19 protein-coding genes are annotated in these 15,172 nt (G+C 65.8%); 6 read left to right on the forward strand and 13 right to left on the reverse strand.

Annotated features, from left to right (window positions below; all coding sequences use genetic code 11):
- Nucleotides 1-254: 254 nt before the first annotated feature.
- Complete coding sequence (locus CXZ05_RS06160; RefSeq protein ID WP_258006467.1) at nucleotides 255-1,571, forward strand: ABC transporter substrate-binding protein; 1,317 nt, start codon at nucleotides 255-257, stop codon at nucleotides 1,569-1,571.
- A gap of 21 nt (nucleotides 1,572-1,592) precedes the next feature.
- Here the strand turns inward: CXZ05_RS06160 and CXZ05_RS06165 are convergent, their stop codons facing one another.
- From CXZ05_RS06165 to CXZ05_RS06180, 5 genes are all read right to left on the reverse strand, one after another.
- The gene (locus CXZ05_RS06165; RefSeq protein WP_180987292.1) at nucleotides 1,593-2,603 is read right to left on the reverse strand and encodes an ADP/ATP-dependent (S)-NAD(P)H-hydrate dehydratase; all 1,011 of its coding nucleotides are present in this window, start codon (nucleotides 2,601-2,603) and stop codon (nucleotides 1,593-1,595) included.
- Nucleotides 2,587-3,393 (reverse strand): histidine phosphatase family protein, encoded by an 807-nt coding sequence (locus CXZ05_RS06170; protein WP_374754627.1) that lies wholly within the window; start codon nucleotides 3,391-3,393, stop codon nucleotides 2,587-2,589. The genes CXZ05_RS06165 and CXZ05_RS06170 overlap by 17 nt, the downstream gene beginning before the upstream one ends.
- Nucleotides 3,394-3,615: 222 nt before the next feature.
- A complete protein-coding gene (locus CXZ05_RS23035) occupies nucleotides 3,616-3,780 on the reverse strand; it encodes a hypothetical protein (RefSeq protein ID WP_180987293.1) in 165 nt (54 codons plus the stop codon).
- A gap of 40 nt (nucleotides 3,781-3,820) precedes the next feature.
- Entirely contained in the window at nucleotides 3,821-4,924 is a 1,104-nt protein-coding gene (locus CXZ05_RS06175) for an LCP family protein (protein WP_102971738.1), read from the reverse strand.
- 54 nt (nucleotides 4,925-4,978) lie between these two features.
- Nucleotides 4,979-5,602 carry a low molecular weight phosphatase family protein gene (locus CXZ05_RS06180; protein ID WP_102971739.1) on the reverse strand — a complete coding sequence of 208 codons (624 nt, stop codon included), beginning with the start codon at nucleotides 5,600-5,602 and terminating at the stop codon, nucleotides 4,979-4,981.
- A 229-nt stretch (nucleotides 5,603-5,831) separates the two neighbouring features.
- Here CXZ05_RS06180 and CXZ05_RS06185 point away from each other — a divergent pair, with 229 nt between their 5' ends.
- Complete coding sequence (locus CXZ05_RS06185) at nucleotides 5,832-6,890, forward strand: alkaline phosphatase family protein (protein WP_102971740.1); 1,059 nt, start codon at nucleotides 5,832-5,834, stop codon at nucleotides 6,888-6,890.
- Here CXZ05_RS06185 and CXZ05_RS06190 read toward each other — a convergent pair.
- Nucleotides 6,827-7,279, reverse strand: coding sequence for a hypothetical protein (locus CXZ05_RS06190; RefSeq protein WP_102971741.1), 453 nt, complete (start codon nucleotides 7,277-7,279; stop codon nucleotides 6,827-6,829). The two genes, CXZ05_RS06185 and CXZ05_RS06190, sit on opposite strands and share 64 nt — an antisense overlap.
- 128 nt (nucleotides 7,280-7,407) lie before the next feature.
- Between CXZ05_RS06190 and CXZ05_RS06195 the strand changes: the two genes are divergently transcribed.
- Both CXZ05_RS06195 and CXZ05_RS06200 read left to right on the forward strand, forming a co-directional pair.
- Nucleotides 7,408-7,959, forward strand: coding sequence for a universal stress protein (locus CXZ05_RS06195; protein WP_258006468.1), 552 nt, complete (start codon nucleotides 7,408-7,410; stop codon nucleotides 7,957-7,959).
- Between the two features lie 74 nt (nucleotides 7,960-8,033).
- A complete protein-coding gene (locus CXZ05_RS06200; RefSeq protein WP_102971743.1) occupies nucleotides 8,034-8,321 on the forward strand; it encodes a DUF6221 family protein in 288 nt (95 codons plus the stop codon).
- A gap of 6 nt (nucleotides 8,322-8,327) precedes the next feature.
- Here CXZ05_RS06200 and CXZ05_RS06205 read toward each other — a convergent pair whose 3' ends face one another.
- The 5 genes from CXZ05_RS06205 to CXZ05_RS06225 all read right to left on the reverse strand — a co-directional run bounded on the left by CXZ05_RS06205 (nucleotide 8,328) and on the right by CXZ05_RS06225 (nucleotide 12,999).
- Nucleotides 8,328-9,002, reverse strand: a complete 675-nt coding sequence (locus CXZ05_RS06205; protein ID WP_102971744.1) for a DUF6766 family protein — start codon at nucleotides 9,000-9,002, stop codon at nucleotides 8,328-8,330.
- Nucleotides 9,003-9,094: 92 nt separating this feature from the next.
- Nucleotides 9,095-9,520, reverse strand: coding sequence for a hypothetical protein (locus CXZ05_RS06210; RefSeq protein WP_102971745.1), 426 nt, complete (start codon nucleotides 9,518-9,520; stop codon nucleotides 9,095-9,097).
- The gene (locus tag CXZ05_RS06215; RefSeq protein ID WP_102971746.1) at nucleotides 9,507-10,109 is read right to left on the reverse strand and encodes a Rho termination factor N-terminal domain-containing protein; all 603 of its coding nucleotides are present in this window, start codon (nucleotides 10,107-10,109) and stop codon (nucleotides 9,507-9,509) included. Before CXZ05_RS06215 ends, CXZ05_RS06210 begins: the two co-directional genes overlap by 14 nt.
- 250 nt (nucleotides 10,110-10,359) lie before the next feature.
- Nucleotides 10,360-11,748, reverse strand: coding sequence for a M20/M25/M40 family metallo-hydrolase (locus tag CXZ05_RS06220; RefSeq protein WP_102971747.1), 1,389 nt, complete (start codon nucleotides 11,746-11,748; stop codon nucleotides 10,360-10,362).
- A 21-nt stretch (nucleotides 11,749-11,769) separates the two neighbouring features.
- Nucleotides 11,770-12,999, reverse strand: coding sequence for a glutamate--cysteine ligase (locus CXZ05_RS06225; RefSeq protein ID WP_308410994.1), 1,230 nt, complete (start codon nucleotides 12,997-12,999; stop codon nucleotides 11,770-11,772).
- 178 nt (nucleotides 13,000-13,177) lie between these two features.
- Between CXZ05_RS06225 and CXZ05_RS06230 the strand changes: the two genes are divergently transcribed.
- Together CXZ05_RS06230 and CXZ05_RS06235 are read left to right on the forward strand one after the other, a co-directional pair.
- Entirely contained in the window at nucleotides 13,178-13,690 is a 513-nt protein-coding gene (locus tag CXZ05_RS06230; RefSeq protein ID WP_102971749.1) for a DUF2243 domain-containing protein, read from the forward strand.
- A gap of 98 nt (nucleotides 13,691-13,788) precedes the next feature.
- Nucleotides 13,789-14,127, forward strand: coding sequence for a hypothetical protein (locus CXZ05_RS06235; RefSeq protein WP_102971750.1), 339 nt, complete (start codon nucleotides 13,789-13,791; stop codon nucleotides 14,125-14,127).
- Nucleotides 14,128-14,194: 67 nt separating this feature from the next.
- On the opposite strand, the gene CXZ05_RS06240 is transcribed toward CXZ05_RS06235, so the two are convergent.
- Nucleotides 14,195-14,422, reverse strand: a complete 228-nt coding sequence (locus tag CXZ05_RS06240; protein WP_102971751.1) for a hypothetical protein — start codon at nucleotides 14,420-14,422, stop codon at nucleotides 14,195-14,197.
- On the reverse strand, nucleotides 14,419-15,153 hold the full coding sequence (locus CXZ05_RS06245) for a GAF and ANTAR domain-containing protein (RefSeq protein ID WP_102971752.1): 735 nt from the start codon (nucleotides 15,151-15,153) through the stop codon (nucleotides 14,419-14,421). Before CXZ05_RS06245 ends, CXZ05_RS06240 begins: the two co-directional genes overlap by 4 nt.
- Nucleotides 15,154-15,172: the final 19 nt, after the last annotated feature.

The raw sequence follows: 15,172 nt of genomic DNA on the forward strand, positions 1-15,172 counted from the left end.
CCGGCCGCCCCTTGGCGCGCCCCGCGTGGGTTGATTCCTGCTGACAGCCGGGCAGCAATTGGATACGCTGTTCTCAGGTCTCCCAGTGGTGCGCAGGGTCGCCCAAACGTCCTGCGCGCTTCCATACCGTGGGCACCCTATGGCAGGAGCGCCAGGTGAAAAGGACCAGAGGCCAAGTCCAGGTGGCCGTTCTAGCGGCAATGTCCTTGATGGCGGCCTTATTGGTGTCGTGCACCCCCGGCAACGGACCACCCGTGCCCGCCCAAGACTCCGACCACCACAACATCACAGTCTGGACCACCGAGACGCTTCCGGACCGCATGGCCAAGCTTCGCGTCATCATCGACGGTTTTACCGCCGCCACCGGAGTGAAGGCTGACCTTGTGGGCGTGCCGCCGCACCGCTTCAACCAGGTCCTGACATCATCGGCGGGCTCCGGCGACCTTCCGGATGTCATGGCTTCCCTGTCTCTGGGGCAGGTGCGGACCGTGGCAGCTGCCGGCCACATCGACTTCACGACCAACGCCGCCATAGTGCAAAGCCTTGGGGAACAAACGTGGAACGCCCGGGCGCTCGAACTGACGCGCGACGGCGGCCGGCAGCTGGCCGTTCCCGACTCCGCCTGGCAGCAGCTCATTTACTACCGCAAGGACCTGTTCGCCACGGCCGGCTTGAAGGCGCCCCGGACGTACGCGGACATCCTTGCCGCGGCGAGGAAACTGGATTCCCCGGCGCTCGCCGGAATTGTCGCGGCCAACAAGACCGGGCAGGCTTTCACCCAGCAGTCCTTTGAACACATTGCGCAGGGAAACGGCTGCGAGATGGTGGATGCTGCGGGCCGGGTCACGTTTGACAGCCCGCAGTGCGTGTCGGCACTCGGCTTCTACCGGGACATGCTCACGAACTACTCCGTGACCGGCACCCAGGACGTTGATACGGTGCGGACCGCATACTTTGCGGGCAAGGCCGCCATGGCGATTTGGCCCACGCACATGCTGGATGAGCTGGCAGGCACGCGCGTCGACGCGCGGCCCAGCTGCCCCGAGTGCACCAAGGACCCGCTCTTCCTGGCGCGGAACACCGGGGTAGTTGCCGGTCTCCAGGGGCCCGACGGGCAGCGGCCGGCCCACTTCGGTGAAGTGAGCTCGTGGACCGTGACAGCTGATTCGGACGTCGAGCCTGCCCGCCGCTTCGTGGAGTACTTCCTGACCGACGGCTATGCCGAGTGGCTTGCAATTGCCCCGGAGGAGCGGGTTCCGGTGCGCGCGGGCAGCGCTGCAAGTCCCGCCGAGTACGCGGATGCCTGGATGTCCATTCCCGTGGCAACCGGAAGGACTGAGCGGTTTGGCAGCGTCTACGGGAAGGACGTTCTCTCCACCGTGCTGCAGGGGTCCGGGGACCTGGAGCACTGGGGGATTGTCCAGGGTCACGGCGACCTTGCCGGTGCTGCCATGACCGAATTGCCAATAGCGAATGCCGTCAGCGAAGTTGTGGCGGGCCGGGCCGAGCCGCAGGCCGCAGCCACCAAGGCCGCGGCGTCCCTCCGGTCCATCCTGAAAACGATAAGGTGAGCCCCGCCCGGCCGGCCTCTGCTACGTGGCCAGTTCCATCATGAGCGGGGGCAGTTCGTCAGCCAGTTCCCGAGCCAGATAGCCCAGGCTGCCCACCCGGCTGGCGAGCCTGTCGCCTGCCGCGGCGTGAAGGTGCGTGCCCCAGCAGGCGGCTTGGGCGTCGCTGGTGCCCCGCGCGCGGAGCCCGGCAATGGCACCCGCCAAGATGTCGCCGCTGCCGGAAGTCCCTAGCCCGCCGTATCCGGTGGTGATTTCCCAGTGGTCTCCGGTATCCGGGCCGTCAGCGCCGGATGTGCCGCCGTCGGGAGAACCGCCGTCGGGGTTGCCGGCGCCATGAGAACCGGTGCCGGGCGGCCGGGCAATCACGCCCTGGCAGCTCACCACCGCGCGGTACGTCCGGGCGAGTTCGACGACGTCGGCCGCCAAATCCCCGATATCCCGGCCCAGCAGTATCCCGGCCTCGGTGGGGTTGGGCGTGAGGATCAGCCGCCCCGCCCACGGGCTCAGTTCGTCAAGCAGTCGGGGGAGGGCGCCCAGGGCGTAGGCATCGAGCACAACCGTCGGAGCATCACCCGGATCCCGGGAGGACTCATGCCGCAGCAGCCCGCGGAGGAGCGCCTCGGTCTGTTCGATGTCGTCCAGCCCCGGGCCGAGCAGGACTGCATCTGCGGCATCGAAGTCCGCGAGCACGTTTTCCAGCCCGGCATCACCCACGGAACCGCCTGCGGATTCCGGCAGTCCGATCACCCCTGCCTCCGGCAGCGTCACCGCCAGTTGAACGGCGACTGACTCCGCTACGGCCAGGGTCACGCGGCCGGCTCCGGCGCGTAGAGCGGCTGTGCCGGCGAGCAATGCCGCACCTGGAGTGCGCCTCCCGCCGCCGATGACCAGCACCGCGCCGCGGGAGTATTTGTCGGATCCCGCCGAAGGCAGCGGCCAGCTCCGCAGCAGCGTCGGCGTGATCAGGGTGGTGGCCGTGCCGGCGGCACTGTCGGCGGCAGACGCCTTGGCAGGCTCAGCGCGGGTGGACATTCGCGTCCCCGGCATGTTCGGTTACTTCGACGCCCTGCTCCATGAGGTGGTCGGCCACGTTGAAGCTCTCCAGCGTCCACGCGCCCACACCCTCCGGCCGTACATAGCGGGTCAGGGACGCATTCAGGACCGGAGTGCTGGCTGCCACGTCCAGCAGTTCCCGTTCGGACATGCCTTCGAGGATGTAGCGGAACAGCATGACGACGGCGTCGTGGCAGACCAGCATCACCCGGTGGCCGCTGCCCAACGCGTTCAGTTCCCCGATCACGGAGCGAAGCCGCAGTGCCACGTCCGCCCAGGATTCCCCGCCCGGAGGGCGGTAATAGAACTTGCCCAGCCACCGCCGTCGTTCTGCTTCCTGGGGAAGCCGGGTTTCAACGCCAAAGGCGGTGAGCATGTCAAGGATGCCCAGTTCGCGGTCGCGGAGGCGTTCGTCCGAGCGGACGGGGACGGGCCAGCCCGCCGTCTCCACGGCGATCTCTGCCGTCTGGTAGGCGCGCATGTACGGGGAGGAGATGACGACGTCGGGCCGCCGGTCCTCCGGGACCCCAGCCAATGCGCGGCCCAGGGCCGTCACCTGCTCCCGCCCTGTGGAGGAAAGCTCGACGTCGGCATCACGGGCGGGAACAGCGATCACCTCGGCGCCGGAAACCGTCGCGTCGGTGGCGGCCACGTTGCCCTGGCTCTCGCCGTGCCGGATCAGGATGAGTTCCACGGCGCCGGCGGTCCAGGCAGCGGGTACTGGGGCATCCTTGTGCGTTCCGTCAGCGGAGGTTCCGTTCTGTCCCACGATTGCACTCCCGTTCAGCCTAGGCCTGCGAATTTTCCACGTTACTAGTGCCGTACCCGGAATGTCAGCAGAGTAACCACCTCGCCTCCACCCGGCACGCTTCCTCAGGTCTCGTCGCACATTTCGGCACGCTTCCGCAGGCGGTATGTGAGGAAGCGTTGGGCCGAAACGTGCAGGACCTGAGGAAGCATTGGGAAATAAGCGGCAGGACCTGAGGAAGCGTCAGGGGATGCGTCGGCCGCCCGAGCGGTTGAGGAAGAACACCAGCACGGCTGCCAGCAGGAGGACCGGCGCCACCCACAGCAGGAAGGCCACCGCCTTGACGACGGCGCCCACGACCAAAAACGCCACCGCGACGGCAACGATGATCCACAACAGTTTTCTCATCGATTTCCCCTTATTCCAAGCGTCTCAATTTCCAGGCGTCTCACTTCCCCAGCGTGGCGGCGTACTGCCCCATCCTGTCCTTGCCCAGCGCCGCTCCAACCTGGGCCATGGCGCCATAGTCCGGCAGGATGATCGACTGCCCGTCTGTGCTGGTCCCAAATCCCGCCGTCGGAAGCGTGAAGGAGACCGCGTCCTCCACCCGGACATTCCGCAGGCTGTAGGCGAGGCTGGCCAGGGCCGCAGCATTGAGGCCCTTGTCCACCGTAATGTACTTGGACGCCGTGCTGACCAGCTTATAGAGCGTGACCGGGTTCGCCAGGGTGCGGGCCGAGAGCAACTTGCCCAGCGTGGAGCGCAGGAAAAGCTGCTGGTTCTCGACGCGCTGGAAGTCACCGTCAGCAAACGCGTAGCGTTCGCGGACGAATTCGAGGGCGCGCTGGCCCTTGAGCCGGTTCACTCCGGCGGGAAAATGCTGGTGCGTGTCGTGCGTGGAGGTGAAGGCCTCCCGGACGTTCACATCCACACCGCCGAGCGCCTCGGTGATTCCCCTGAAGCCTTCAAAATCAATCATGACGGAGTGCTGGATCTTCTGCCCGAACAGGGATTCGACTGTTTTCACGGCGAGCGGCATACCGCCCTGCTCGAGCGAGGCGTTGATCTTGGCTTCACCGTACCCGGGGATCGGAACCCACAGGTCGCGCATGAGCGAGATGCCGTAGGCGTGTCTGCCGTCGGCCGCGAGGTGCACCAGAATCAGGACGTCCGAGCGCTGGTTCGGCAGGCCGTTGGGCGTGGGGGCGTCACCTTTACGGTGATCGCTGCCGATGAGCAGGATGTTCATGGGCAGCGTGGGCGGGGGTGGCGGCTTCACCGGTTTTGGCGCCGGCTTCACCGGCTTGCTGGGCGAGGGAGTGGAGGTGGCTGTCTGCGGGGGGCTTTCCGGGGCCGCGCTGATCTCCGTCTTGGCGGTCTGGGTATTCCAGATTTGTGCCAGATTGAACAGGAAGCCGCCGGCCACCAATGCAATCCCGAGCAGTCCTGCCAAGACTACGTTGCGTATGGTCCGCTTGGGTTTGGCGCCGCCATTGGCGCCTGGAGCGGGGTCGCCGTTGGCCCCTGCTCCCGGACTGTTCCGGGATTTCATGATCGGACGGTACCACCAAAAGCCGCCCGAGAGAACGACGGCGGTCGGCCGGTTTTAGGAGGGCGCGTTCAGCCGGGCGAAACGCAGGATGGAGATGATCGCCGGGGCCAGTTCGTCTTCCATCTGCCGGTAGTATTCGTCGCTTCGACGGTAGGGGTCGACGACGTCGTTGTCCGCGGCGTCCGGGGCCAGGGCGAGGTGCCTCACGGATGCTGCCCGGGCGGGAAGCTTGCGCCACAGCTTGGTGTTGGCCGCGAGCCGTTCCCCGTTGAGGCCGCCGCTCCGGGGCGCCTGGTCCTCACGTTCCTCCAGGACATCGAGCATCCTGGCAAACTCGCGGATGGTGAAGGTGCGCTTCAGCAGCGAGGCATCCAGCTGCAGCACTTCGCCCCGGTGCCCCGACGTCATGGTGAGGACCAGGTCCACGTTCCGAAGAATCTTGCCCGACAGTTGGCGTGCCGTGAAGCCCTCCGCCGTGCCGCCGAAGGTGTGGATAATGTCCGCGGAGAGCGGCTGGACGGGGTCGCCCACCAGGGCGCGGGTTCCGGCACTGCGCACCTCGAAGCCACCGGGGAGCACCTGGTCAAGGCCGGCCTGGAGCAGGCGTTCCGCCACAGGGGAACGGCAGATGTTGCCCGTGCAGACGGTCAGGATTCGGACTGGCGAAGGCGATTCCACGTGTTGGCTCTCTCAGGCTGGCGCGCAGGACAGGTCTGTCCCACCAATTCAACTTAACACGTGAGCCAGCCCGCATTCCGGAGGATCATGGTGCGCCCTCCCAAACAACTCCCAGCTTTCTTTCATGTTGCTTCCGGGACAGCGGTGCCACCATGGAGCGGGGACCTAGGGAGCTGGGACTTATGGAGCTGGAACCGCGAACCAACGCTGCTGCAGAAGGCAGGATCCAATGCGAGCTGCTCTGATTCACAGGTGGGGCCTCCCGGGTGCCCTGCTGGCGGTGGCCGCCCTCACCGGGCTTGCTGCCTGCGGAACTGGTCCAACGCCGACAGCGGCAAGGCCGGGGCACGTGTTCGTGATCAACCTGGAGAACAAGTCCTTCCGGGATGTCTGGGACGACCAGTCGGACGCAAAGTACCTGTCACAGACCCTGCGCCCGCAGGGTGTGCTGCTGAGCCGGTATTACGCGGTCGGGCACTCCTCCCTGCCCAACTACATCGCCCAGATTTCGGGACAGCGCCCAAACCCCGCCACCAAGGGCGACTGCCCGGACTATGAGCCGTTTGACTCGAGCGGCACAGCACCGCTGGGCCAGGCGAAGGGCCGCGGCTGCGTGTACCCCGAGTCCGTTCAGACGGTCGCCGGCCAGTTGAGCGCGGAAGGGAAAACCTGGAAGGGGTACATGGAGGATATGGGCACCCCGTGCCTGCATCCGGAGCCGGGCGCCCGGGATTCGAACCATGCTGCGCAGGAGGGCCGCCAGTACGCCACCCGGCACAATCCATTCGTTTACTTTGCCGGGATCACGTCGTCGCCCGAGTGCCAGGCCAACGACGTCGACTTCTCAAACCTCGCCGCCGACCTCCAAACCGTGGCGACCACACCGAACCTGGCCTACATCAGCCCCAACCTGTGCAATGACGGGCACGACAGCCCGTGCGTTGACGGGCGGGAGGGTGGTCTGGTGACGGCGGACGCATGGCTTCGTGAGCATGTTCCGGAGATCCTGGCCTCCCCGGCGTACAAGCAGGACGGGATGCTGGTCATCACCTTCGACGAGGCGGAGGGGAAGGAACGAGCGGATGCTGCGCTGCCCGGGGGAGCAGCGGGCGGACGTATCGGGGCGCTGGTGCTGTCACCGCTGGCCAGGGCGGGCGCCACCTCGGACCGGTTGTACAACCACTACAGCCTGCTGGCCAGCATCGAGGACACCTTCGGCCTGCCCTATCTGGGGTACGCCGCGGCACCCGGGCTGAACCGCTTCGGGTCCGATGTTTTCAGCCGCTGAACCAGCAGAAATGTCAGCAGCGCGGCCGCAACGTGTGCGTACAGCAACACGTGCAGGGGTTGGGTTGGCACGCCGGCCAGCAGCAGGCCGGGACCGGTGAACTGTGCTGCGGCTGCATGTCCGTGGCCAGCCAGGGTTGTGGTGGCCAAGGGGTTGGAAAAGAATGCGAAAGCCCAGTGAACGGTCTGCTGTCCCGCCCCGGCCAGCACCAGCAGGGCCCAGTTCGGAACGCCGACGCGGGTGGCCACTGCGCCGGCCAGGCTCAGCAGCGCGGCGGTGGCGACGACGATCGGCGCCGCAGGCACGGGATGGCCGGACACGGCGTGGATTGCCAGGCCCAGGACTACGCTGACGGACCCGAAGAGCCAGCCGGCAACAGCAAACTGCATTCGACCTCCACGTTCCGCCATGCGCCCATCCTCCATCAGGTTGCCCACCGGTGCCAGTGTGTCCTAGTAGGCTGGCAACTGAGAGTCACCCCGATCTGCCGTGAGGACAGTGTGGAATGGCATCACTCGTGAATGAGCCAGCAAGGAAAGCCGGTTCCCCGGGCGGGGAGGACGCATTCGTCCCCCAGCGGATTGCCGGCCCGGTGGTGGCAGGCGTCGTGCCCGGGCAGCCGCCCGCCGTCGTGCAAAGCGCCGCCCGGTTGGCCTACTCCCTGAACGTCAAGCTCATCTGTGCCTATGTGGACATCACCTCCTACCTCAGCAACGAGCGGGACGATCAGGACCTGCTCCAGTCGGCGGGGCAGGCGGGAACCGTCGACGACGCCGAGCAAACGAGCGCCCACCTGAGGGAGCACCTGCAGGCTGTCCTCGGCAAAGCCGGGATCCGCTGGTCGCTCCTGACCCTTGTTGGGGAACCCGCGCGGGCGCTGGCGCGGCTGGCCGATTCGGCGGATGCCTCGGTCATTGTGGTGGGCACGCGCGAAGGCAGGGTTGGCGCGCGGCTGGAGCAGTTACTGCTCGGGTCGGTGGCGGTCCACCTCACGCACCGGCAGACCCGGCCGGTGGTGGTTGTTCCGCTCGCTCCGCAGAGACGGCACCGCCCGAAGGAGGACGCCTGACGTTACTCCAGCGCGGCGACGGTCCAGACCACTGGCACCATCCATCCACACGAGAATAATGCGAGGGGCTTCACATGGCCGACCTGATCGATTTTCTGGAAGCGCGGATCGCCGAGGACGAGGCGGATGCCCGGCGGGGACTGGAGATGGAGGGATCGGCGGGGCCCGTCGTCGGCTGGTTCAATCCCGGGCGCGTGCTTTCAGAATGCGCGGCCAAACGGGTGATTCTGGGCAATGTCCCGCTGGTCACCGATGTCGCCTCCGCGATTGGCACCACGAGCGAGTATGTCCTGATGTCCCTCGCGGCAGTCTACAAGGACCACCCGGACTACCAGGAGGGCTGGGCGGTCGACGGGCTGTGAGCGGCGCTAGCCAGTCGTGCCTGTGTCGTCGTGCGCCGAGCCCACGGGCTTGGACTCCGGTGAGCCGCGCTGGCGGAGGTAGATCGACAGGACAACCATGGAACCGACGGCCAGGAACTCGGACTGCCAGTTCTGCAGGGTGCGGTTCCAGAACTCCGGCGATGCGATGTACTCGCCCCAACTGGCCGGCTGCTGGAAGTTCTGGATCTGTTCCTGGTTGTAGTTGCTGTTGCCGGCAATCGACTGGACCAGCCAGGACAGGATGAAAATCAGCCCCATGGTGAGTCCCAGCGAGTTGGAGTAGAGGGTCCGGCGCCAGCCGGAGACGCGGGCCCACTTCGGGGACTTGGCGTTGCTGTACTCGCCCACGAGCTGTTCCTTGTCCGACTCCGGGCCGGGCTCATTCAGTTCCTTGGACTCCGGGGACCCCTTCTGCACCAGCCAGATGGTCGCGAAGATGTACAGCAGGAACTGCAGGTACTCGGACTGCCAGTTTTCCGAGACGTCCACGGCAAAGTTCGACGACACCAGGTACTGCGCGAAGGTGATTTCCTCCAGCCCGGAGGCCACCTGCTCCTCATTGAATAGTGCGTGGCCGGTGAGCGCCTGGCCCAGTAGGGCCAGGAGGAAGATCAGGCCGAAGAAGAGGCTGAGGCCGTTGTTTCTGAGCGCTTTTTTCACGGTCCGCCTATCCCCGAACAAGTCCGATGGCCGCCATGTAGGCCAGTCCGCCGAAGATCAGGATGAGATACAGGGCAAAGCTCCAGCGCATTCTATTTGCCTCCCACTTCGCAGGTGTACGGTGCTTCTTCCCCGTTGGGGGTGCAGCCGGCGCCTGTTATTTTCCAGCCCGCGTCGGAGGCAGCCAGGAAGACGGTGTCGTTCTCGAACTCCACGAAGGCGTTACGGCCGAACTGCTCGGTGCCCAGCAGTTTTCCCGGGTCAGTGAATTGGGCCTTTTCCAGCTGGCCCTCGCAGGTGCCCGCATCACCGGAGCGGGCGGTCTCCTCCCGCGTCTTGGACTGGAGCAGCGAGCACGCCGCCGTCATGTCGGAACCGGCCACGTCCCGGTGGAACGCTTCAGCTGCCTCTGCAGCCGCCGTTCCCTCCGGGGCGCACCCCGAAAGTACGCCCCCCGACAGCGCCAGCAGGGTGAGGAGCCCAAACTGCAGGCCGCCGACACCCCTATGCGTCTTCACGTTCGGGGTTCTCGAGCCGGAAGAAGTTGGACTGCGTTCCGTCAGTGCGCTGCTCCTGGTAAATGAAATTGAGGCGGCGCCCGTCAAACGTTTTGAACCATTCCTCCCAGCTGACGCGGCGCAGGTTGCTGTCCTCGCCGCCAAAATCGATGCGCAGAACGCCCAGGTGGTCGCCATGCTCGGTGCCTTCTACCGTGGCCGGAACTCCGCCGCGTTCGTCAGCCCACTGCCTGATCACCTCGTGGTGGGTTGTGGCCAGGCTGCGGCCTTCCCGTTCGGGTTCGTCCTCCGTGGACGTGACCTCCTGCGAATACTTCAACGAGCTGGATGATGCGTCGCCGTGCCGGATCTTGCCGCCTTCGGGTCCGGCACCCAGAGCGTCGGCGTCAGCACCGCCGTCGTTGTTGCCGGCGCCTTCGGACCGGGCGTTGGCAACCTCCTTCACCAGCTCCTCCTTGCGCATGCCGGAGGCCCCGCTGATGTTTTCATCCCTGGCCTCCTGGCGGAGTTCATCCACCTTCATCTCGCGCAGCTCGGTCTCGCTGACCTCCGGGGTGTCCGGCGTTTGGTTACCCGGCTTGTCACTCATGGCAATTCCTCCTCGTGCAGGACGTCAACAATTACTAAGGCTACTTATTGTTTAGTCCGTGCTGCGCGCGCCGTCAAGCTGTCCCATCCACGCCAAATGGCTCTCCCACGCGTTCACGTGGTCCGCTGCGAGGAGGACCAGCCAGTGGGCGGCCCGGCCTTCGCTGTACCGGTAGGCGAAGCTGCGCAGTCGCCTTCATTTGTTGCCGTCTTGGAAGGAACCGGCTTCTTTCGTTCCGGAGCACGTGCCCTTAGTCCTGCCGCCCGAGTTCGTCCCACAGGAAGGCCAGCGTCGCTGCGCCGGCCTTCAAAACGTCGATGTTCACGCTTTCGTCGCTGTCGTGCCAGTTGTCCTCCACCAGCCCGGTCCCGAAAAAGACCACCGGGACATTCAGGGCGGAGGCGAGAAGGTCAGCGGGTCCGCCACCTGCGTTTCCCATTCGTCCCACGTTGCTTGCCCCGAACCCCTTTGCCATTGCCGCTGAAAGGGCCTCAACAAATACGCAGTCCGGGGTTCGGTAGGCTTCCTGGGCGGTCTCGGTTTCCACCGACAGCTCGTAGGCATAGCGGTCACTGATGGTCGCGGCAACCCAGCGCCGGAGCTGGTCAGCGACTTCATTCACTTTCTGCCCGGAGACGGTGCGGATGCTGAGGTCAGCCGACGCCATCGACGGAACCGCGGCGCGGGCGACGCCGATGGGGTCACCGGCCGCCATCGCAATGACTTCGACGGCGGGACGCTCCCACAGCCGCTCCGGAACGGTGTAGCCCTCCTCGCCGCCGATGCTGCGGGTATGGGAACGCTCCAGCCAGTCCTCGGGGTCGAACGGGAGCGCCGCCAGTTCGGCGCGGCGGCGCGGGGAAATCTCCTCGACGTCGTCGTAGAAGCCCGGGAGCGTGATCCTACCTTTCTGGTCATGCAGCTGCGCAAGCACGCTGCTGAGCTCGAATGCGGGGTTGGGTGCGGTGCCGGACACCGCGCCGCTGTGAATGTCAGTGAGCGGACCGTAGATCTCGAGCCGCGCACCGAGCATGCCGCGGATGCTGGTACAGAGGGCCGGATGGTCGGCCCGCCACAGCAGTGTGTCGGAGAAGATCACCACGTCCGCATCCAGCCGGGACCGGTTCTCCCGAAGAATGTCTGCCAGTCCCGGGGATCCCGCCTCTTCCTCCCCTTCGACGATCACCTTCAGGTTCACGGCCGGTGCCGTGCGCCCCGTAGCGTGAAGGTAGCCGCGGAGGCCCCAGATGTGTGCCAGCACCTGGCCCTTGGCATCCGAACTTCCACGGCCGTAGAGGCGACCGTCCCGCGTTACGGGGTCGAACGGGGAGGTCTGGTCCCAGTTCTCTTCTTTGACGGCGCGGACGTCATGGTGGCTGTAGATAAGAACGGTGGGGGCACCCGGAGCGCTGGACCATTCGGCGAAGACCGCAGGACCCTCTGCCCCCTCCCAGATCTCCGTTGTGGGGAACCCAACGTCGCGCAGTTCTCCGGCCAGCCAGTTGGCTGACCGGGTCAGGTTGTGTTTGCGCTCGGGAACGCCTGCCACCGACGGTATGCGGACCCACTCGGTCAGCCGCTCCAGGAGGAGGGGAGTGTGGGCGTCGACATAGTTACGAACGCCGTCGTCGATGTCCATCGGTGCTCCTGTCGAAGTCAATCAGCTGGCTGGGAGGCGCCGGGACCGGCGACGCGCGGTGTCGGCCGTCCCGTGCGTGCAGTCGATGGCCTCCATCACCACCGCGGTTAGGCTCTGGCTGTTCATCATCGTTTTGCGTTGTCGTTGTGCGCCTGTCCCGGAAGTGAGGATCCGGGCCAGTCCCAGGGTGACCTGCTCCTCGTCCCCGCTGGCGGCGAGAGCGGGGCGGACATACGTCAGGAGGGCCTGCACAGCTTCGGTGGCCGGGCATGGCATGTTCAGCAGCGGATGCAGAAGCGTGCCTTCCACTCCCGCCTCGCTGGCCTTCCACACCGCCAGGCGCAGTTGCGCGGCGGACAGGCGCGGCGCCGAAATACCGGCCCGCCAGTCCTGGGACGCCCGTTCCACGAGTGCCCGAACAATGGCCGCTATTGCCGTCGCATGCCCGGCGTCCATGCAGACGTCCGCAATGCGCACCTCAACCGTCGGATGGTTGCGGGAGAGCCGCGCATCGAAGTACACCATTCCCTCGTCGAGGAGGACACCGGTGGCGAGCAGCGACTGGACGTGACGGCGATACGCCCGTTCGGATCCGAACCGTTCGCAAGGTCCCGCCGTCGGCCACCGGTTCCATGCTTGGTAGCGGAAGCTAGCGTAGCCGCTGTCGCTTCCCTGCCAGAACGGGGAATTGGTGCTCAGCGCCAGCAGCACAGGCAGCCAGACACGGATCCGATCCAGGACAGCCACCCCTTCCTCTCCTGACGTGACATGGACGTGGACATGCAAGCCACAGGTGAGTTGCTCCCTCAGGGTCAACCCGAATCGGGTTGCCATGTTCAGGTAACGGGGATCGGGCACGAGGGTCGGAAGGACGGGTATGGGGCTGGTGGCGAGCGCCACCGCTCGTGCGCCCATCGACCGGGCGGCCTCATCAGCCAGCGTTCGGCCCGCGCGGATGGCCTCCGCCATCTCTTGCAGGGTGGAACAGACGGGGCCAACAACCTCCAGTTGCTCCTGCTTCACCTCTAAGGCCAAAGCTGGCGCCTTGCCGGACGGTGGGCGTCGCGCATGAAGTTGCAGTGACAGTTCCGCCGCAGGTACGGGCTGCCCTGTGATGGGGTCCACGAGCAGGAATTCCTCTTCGACGCCGAAGGTTCTCAGAAGCCTGCCGGCTGGAGGGATGCCTGGCCTTTTCATTGAAAGATTCAATGCAGTTCCTAGGGGAAAGAGGCCTGCGGCCCAGTGTCGCATGGGCCAGCCGCCGGTGGAGCTGACAGCCCTCCTGCACGAGCCACCATCATCGGCCCGCTCGAAGAAAACAGGCTGCTGATCTCTTCAGATTACCCATCAAGGCGGGCTGCCGGAAGAGCGCGTTCGGTTGGCGGCTCCGGGCCTTTGCTCCCCCCTGGCGTAGGGGTAGCGTACGCCTATGGCCAGACAGGGACACCTTCGCGGAGCAGCCGGAATTCCCCCGTCGAAGGCTGGGGGCATTCTCTTCGGGCTGGGCCTTGGCGGCTTCGTGGACGGCATCGTCCTGCACCAGATCCTGCAGTGGCACCACATGGTGAGCAACACCCGCGATCACCCGGTAAACACGGTGGCCGGACTGGAGGTGAACACACTCGTGGACGGGTTTTTCCACCTCGTGATGTGGCTGCTGGTCCTTGCAGCGTCCGTCGTCACCATCAGCGCGTGGCGCCAGGGGAGGCTGGCACCTAACTGGAGCTTTCATTTCGGCCTGGTGCTCGCCGGTTGGGGGATCTTCAACGTCGTGGAAGGCCTCGTGGATCACCAGCTGCTCCAGGTCCACCACGTCCGGGATGATCTGGGAGGCCCCCTGGTCTGGGACATGGGGTTCCTGGCTGTCAGCCTGCTGCTAACCGCTGGCGGCTGGCTGCTCCATAGGCGGGGCCTGGCTGCGCTTGCGATCAGAAGCGGCTGACTTATGCTGGCGCCGGATCACTGCTATTTTGGCATGACCGACCGTTGCCTGCCGTCCCTTGTTGGCGGTGCAGGCTGTTGTTTTAGGAGGTTGCTTCGATGAACGATATTCCTGGACACGATGAACTGCCGCTTGCCGACTACGACCACATTCCCAGCGGAACCTTGCCGTCCCGGATCTCGGGACTCGACGAGGGCGGCGTGGGTCAGCTGTTGGAGTACGAGCGGGCGCACGGCAACAGGCTTCCGGTCGTGCAGATACTGGAGCACCGCTTGGAGGCCCTCAAATCCGGCGTCGAACCCGGCGGATCCACCGCACCGCCCACCCCGGAAGTCAGCGAGGCCCAGGGCGGATCGAAGGTAACTCCGGCAACGTCAGGACCGCCGATCAATCCGCCTTCCCAGGGCGTCCCCACGAACCCTGCCCAGCCGCGCTGATCCAACTCCCTCAAACTCCCGACGGCGGAGCGGTGCGGCTTTTGCTGCCACCCGCGGGGCGAACTGCTCAGTCACCGAAGGAATCGCCCAGTTCATAGAGGGCGTGGTCAAGGAGGTCCCGTTGGATGGGGCGCAGCATGTATGAGCCGTGGAGGTAGGCCTCGATCTCCATTGCCCCTGCATCGCCGCCGATGCTGAAGTAGTGCATCCACAGTTCGTCGACATCAAGGTCGGACCGCCGGAATGCGCGGGCCGTCCGGTCTCTTTGCGCCTCTCCATCAAGCTCCTCGGTCATGGGGCTTGGGAACCGAGGTCCGCTGCAGGTTCGATGATCCCCAGGGCCACTACGCTGAGCCGGAGGTTTTCCGTGCGTGCGCGGTTAGTCATGACCTGCAAGGCGTCCCTTTCATTCACCTGCAGCCGTTCCATGAGGGCGCCCTTGGCCATGTCGATGAGGCTCCGGCTATGCAGTGCGCCCTTAAGTGATTCGCTAAGTTGTGCGGCGCGTTCCCTGGTCTGGAGGTTGGACAGGATGAGTGCAGCGGGTCCAGCAAGGAGTGACAGGACCTGTTCGCTGCGTGCATCGAAGGCGTGTGCCCTGTCCGCGTAGACTTTCAGGGCTCCGATGGGCTCAAGCGCGCCGCTTCCGGTCACGTCCGGCACCAGGAGTGGGACACTGATGCAGGACAGCAAACCGAGAGGGGCGCTGGCCCGGGCCCATTCCGGCCAGCGCTGGTCGAAGCGAAGATCGTCTACCCGCACGGTTTGGGCGCTTGCCCAGGCCGTGAGGCAAGGTCCCTCCCCGAGGTCGTACTGTAGGCGGTCCGCCTGCTTCACGAGGTTGTTTGTGGAGGCCGTGCTCGTCGGCCGGCCTTGGGCATCGATGAGTGTGCCACCCGCACCGACGCTGCCGGGCAGGCTTTCGTGGGCCGCTTGAGCCAGGTTGGCCACAGCCCGGTCTACCACTGGCTCCGTCAGCAGCAGCCCCGCGACCCGCGCGAAGATCTCGGGCAGTTCGCCTGCCATTGGGTGCTTCCGCGTCACG

The sequence above is a fragment of the Arthrobacter sp. AFG20 genome (assembly GCF_002892795.1).
Lineage (GTDB): Bacteria > Actinomycetota > Actinomycetes > Actinomycetales > Micrococcaceae > Arthrobacter.

What these genes read in the sequence shown, in the direction of transcription:
- CXZ05_RS06245 (WP_102971752.1), bottom strand. Translation starts at nt 15,153, where the DNA reads ATGGCAGGCGAACTGCCCGAGATCTTCGCGCGGGTCGCGGGGCTGCTG.
- CXZ05_RS06225 (WP_308410994.1), bottom strand. Translation starts at nt 12,999, where the DNA reads ATGCGACACTGGGCCGCAGGCCTCTTTCCCCTAGGAACTGCATTGAAT.
- CXZ05_RS06200 (WP_102971743.1), top strand. Translation starts at nt 8,034, where the DNA reads ATGGCCGACCTGATCGATTTTCTGGAAGCGCGGATCGCCGAGGACGAG.
- CXZ05_RS06220 (WP_102971747.1), bottom strand. Translation starts at nt 11,748, where the DNA reads ATGGACATCGACGACGGCGTTCGTAACTATGTCGACGCCCACACTCCC.
- CXZ05_RS06235 (WP_102971750.1), top strand. Translation starts at nt 13,789, where the DNA reads ATGAACGATATTCCTGGACACGATGAACTGCCGCTTGCCGACTACGAC.
- CXZ05_RS06175 (WP_102971738.1), bottom strand. Translation starts at nt 4,924, where the DNA reads ATGAAATCCCGGAACAGTCCGGGAGCAGGGGCCAACGGCGACCCCGCT.
- CXZ05_RS06230 (WP_102971749.1), top strand. Translation starts at nt 13,178, where the DNA reads ATGGCCAGACAGGGACACCTTCGCGGAGCAGCCGGAATTCCCCCGTCG.
- CXZ05_RS06185 (WP_102971740.1), top strand. Translation starts at nt 5,832, where the DNA reads ATGCGAGCTGCTCTGATTCACAGGTGGGGCCTCCCGGGTGCCCTGCTG.
- CXZ05_RS06165 (WP_180987292.1), bottom strand. Translation starts at nt 2,603, where the DNA reads ATGTCCACCCGCGCTGAGCCTGCCAAGGCGTCTGCCGCCGACAGTGCC.
- CXZ05_RS06240 (WP_102971751.1), bottom strand. Translation starts at nt 14,422, where the DNA reads ATGACCGAGGAGCTTGATGGAGAGGCGCAAAGAGACCGGACGGCCCGC.
- CXZ05_RS06190 (WP_102971741.1), bottom strand. Translation starts at nt 7,279, where the DNA reads ATGCAGTTTGCTGTTGCCGGCTGGCTCTTCGGGTCCGTCAGCGTAGTC.
- CXZ05_RS23035 (WP_180987293.1), bottom strand. Translation starts at nt 3,780, where the DNA reads ATGAGAAAACTGTTGTGGATCATCGTTGCCGTCGCGGTGGCGTTTTTG.
- CXZ05_RS06215 (WP_102971746.1), bottom strand. Translation starts at nt 10,109, where the DNA reads ATGAGTGACAAGCCGGGTAACCAAACGCCGGACACCCCGGAGGTCAGC.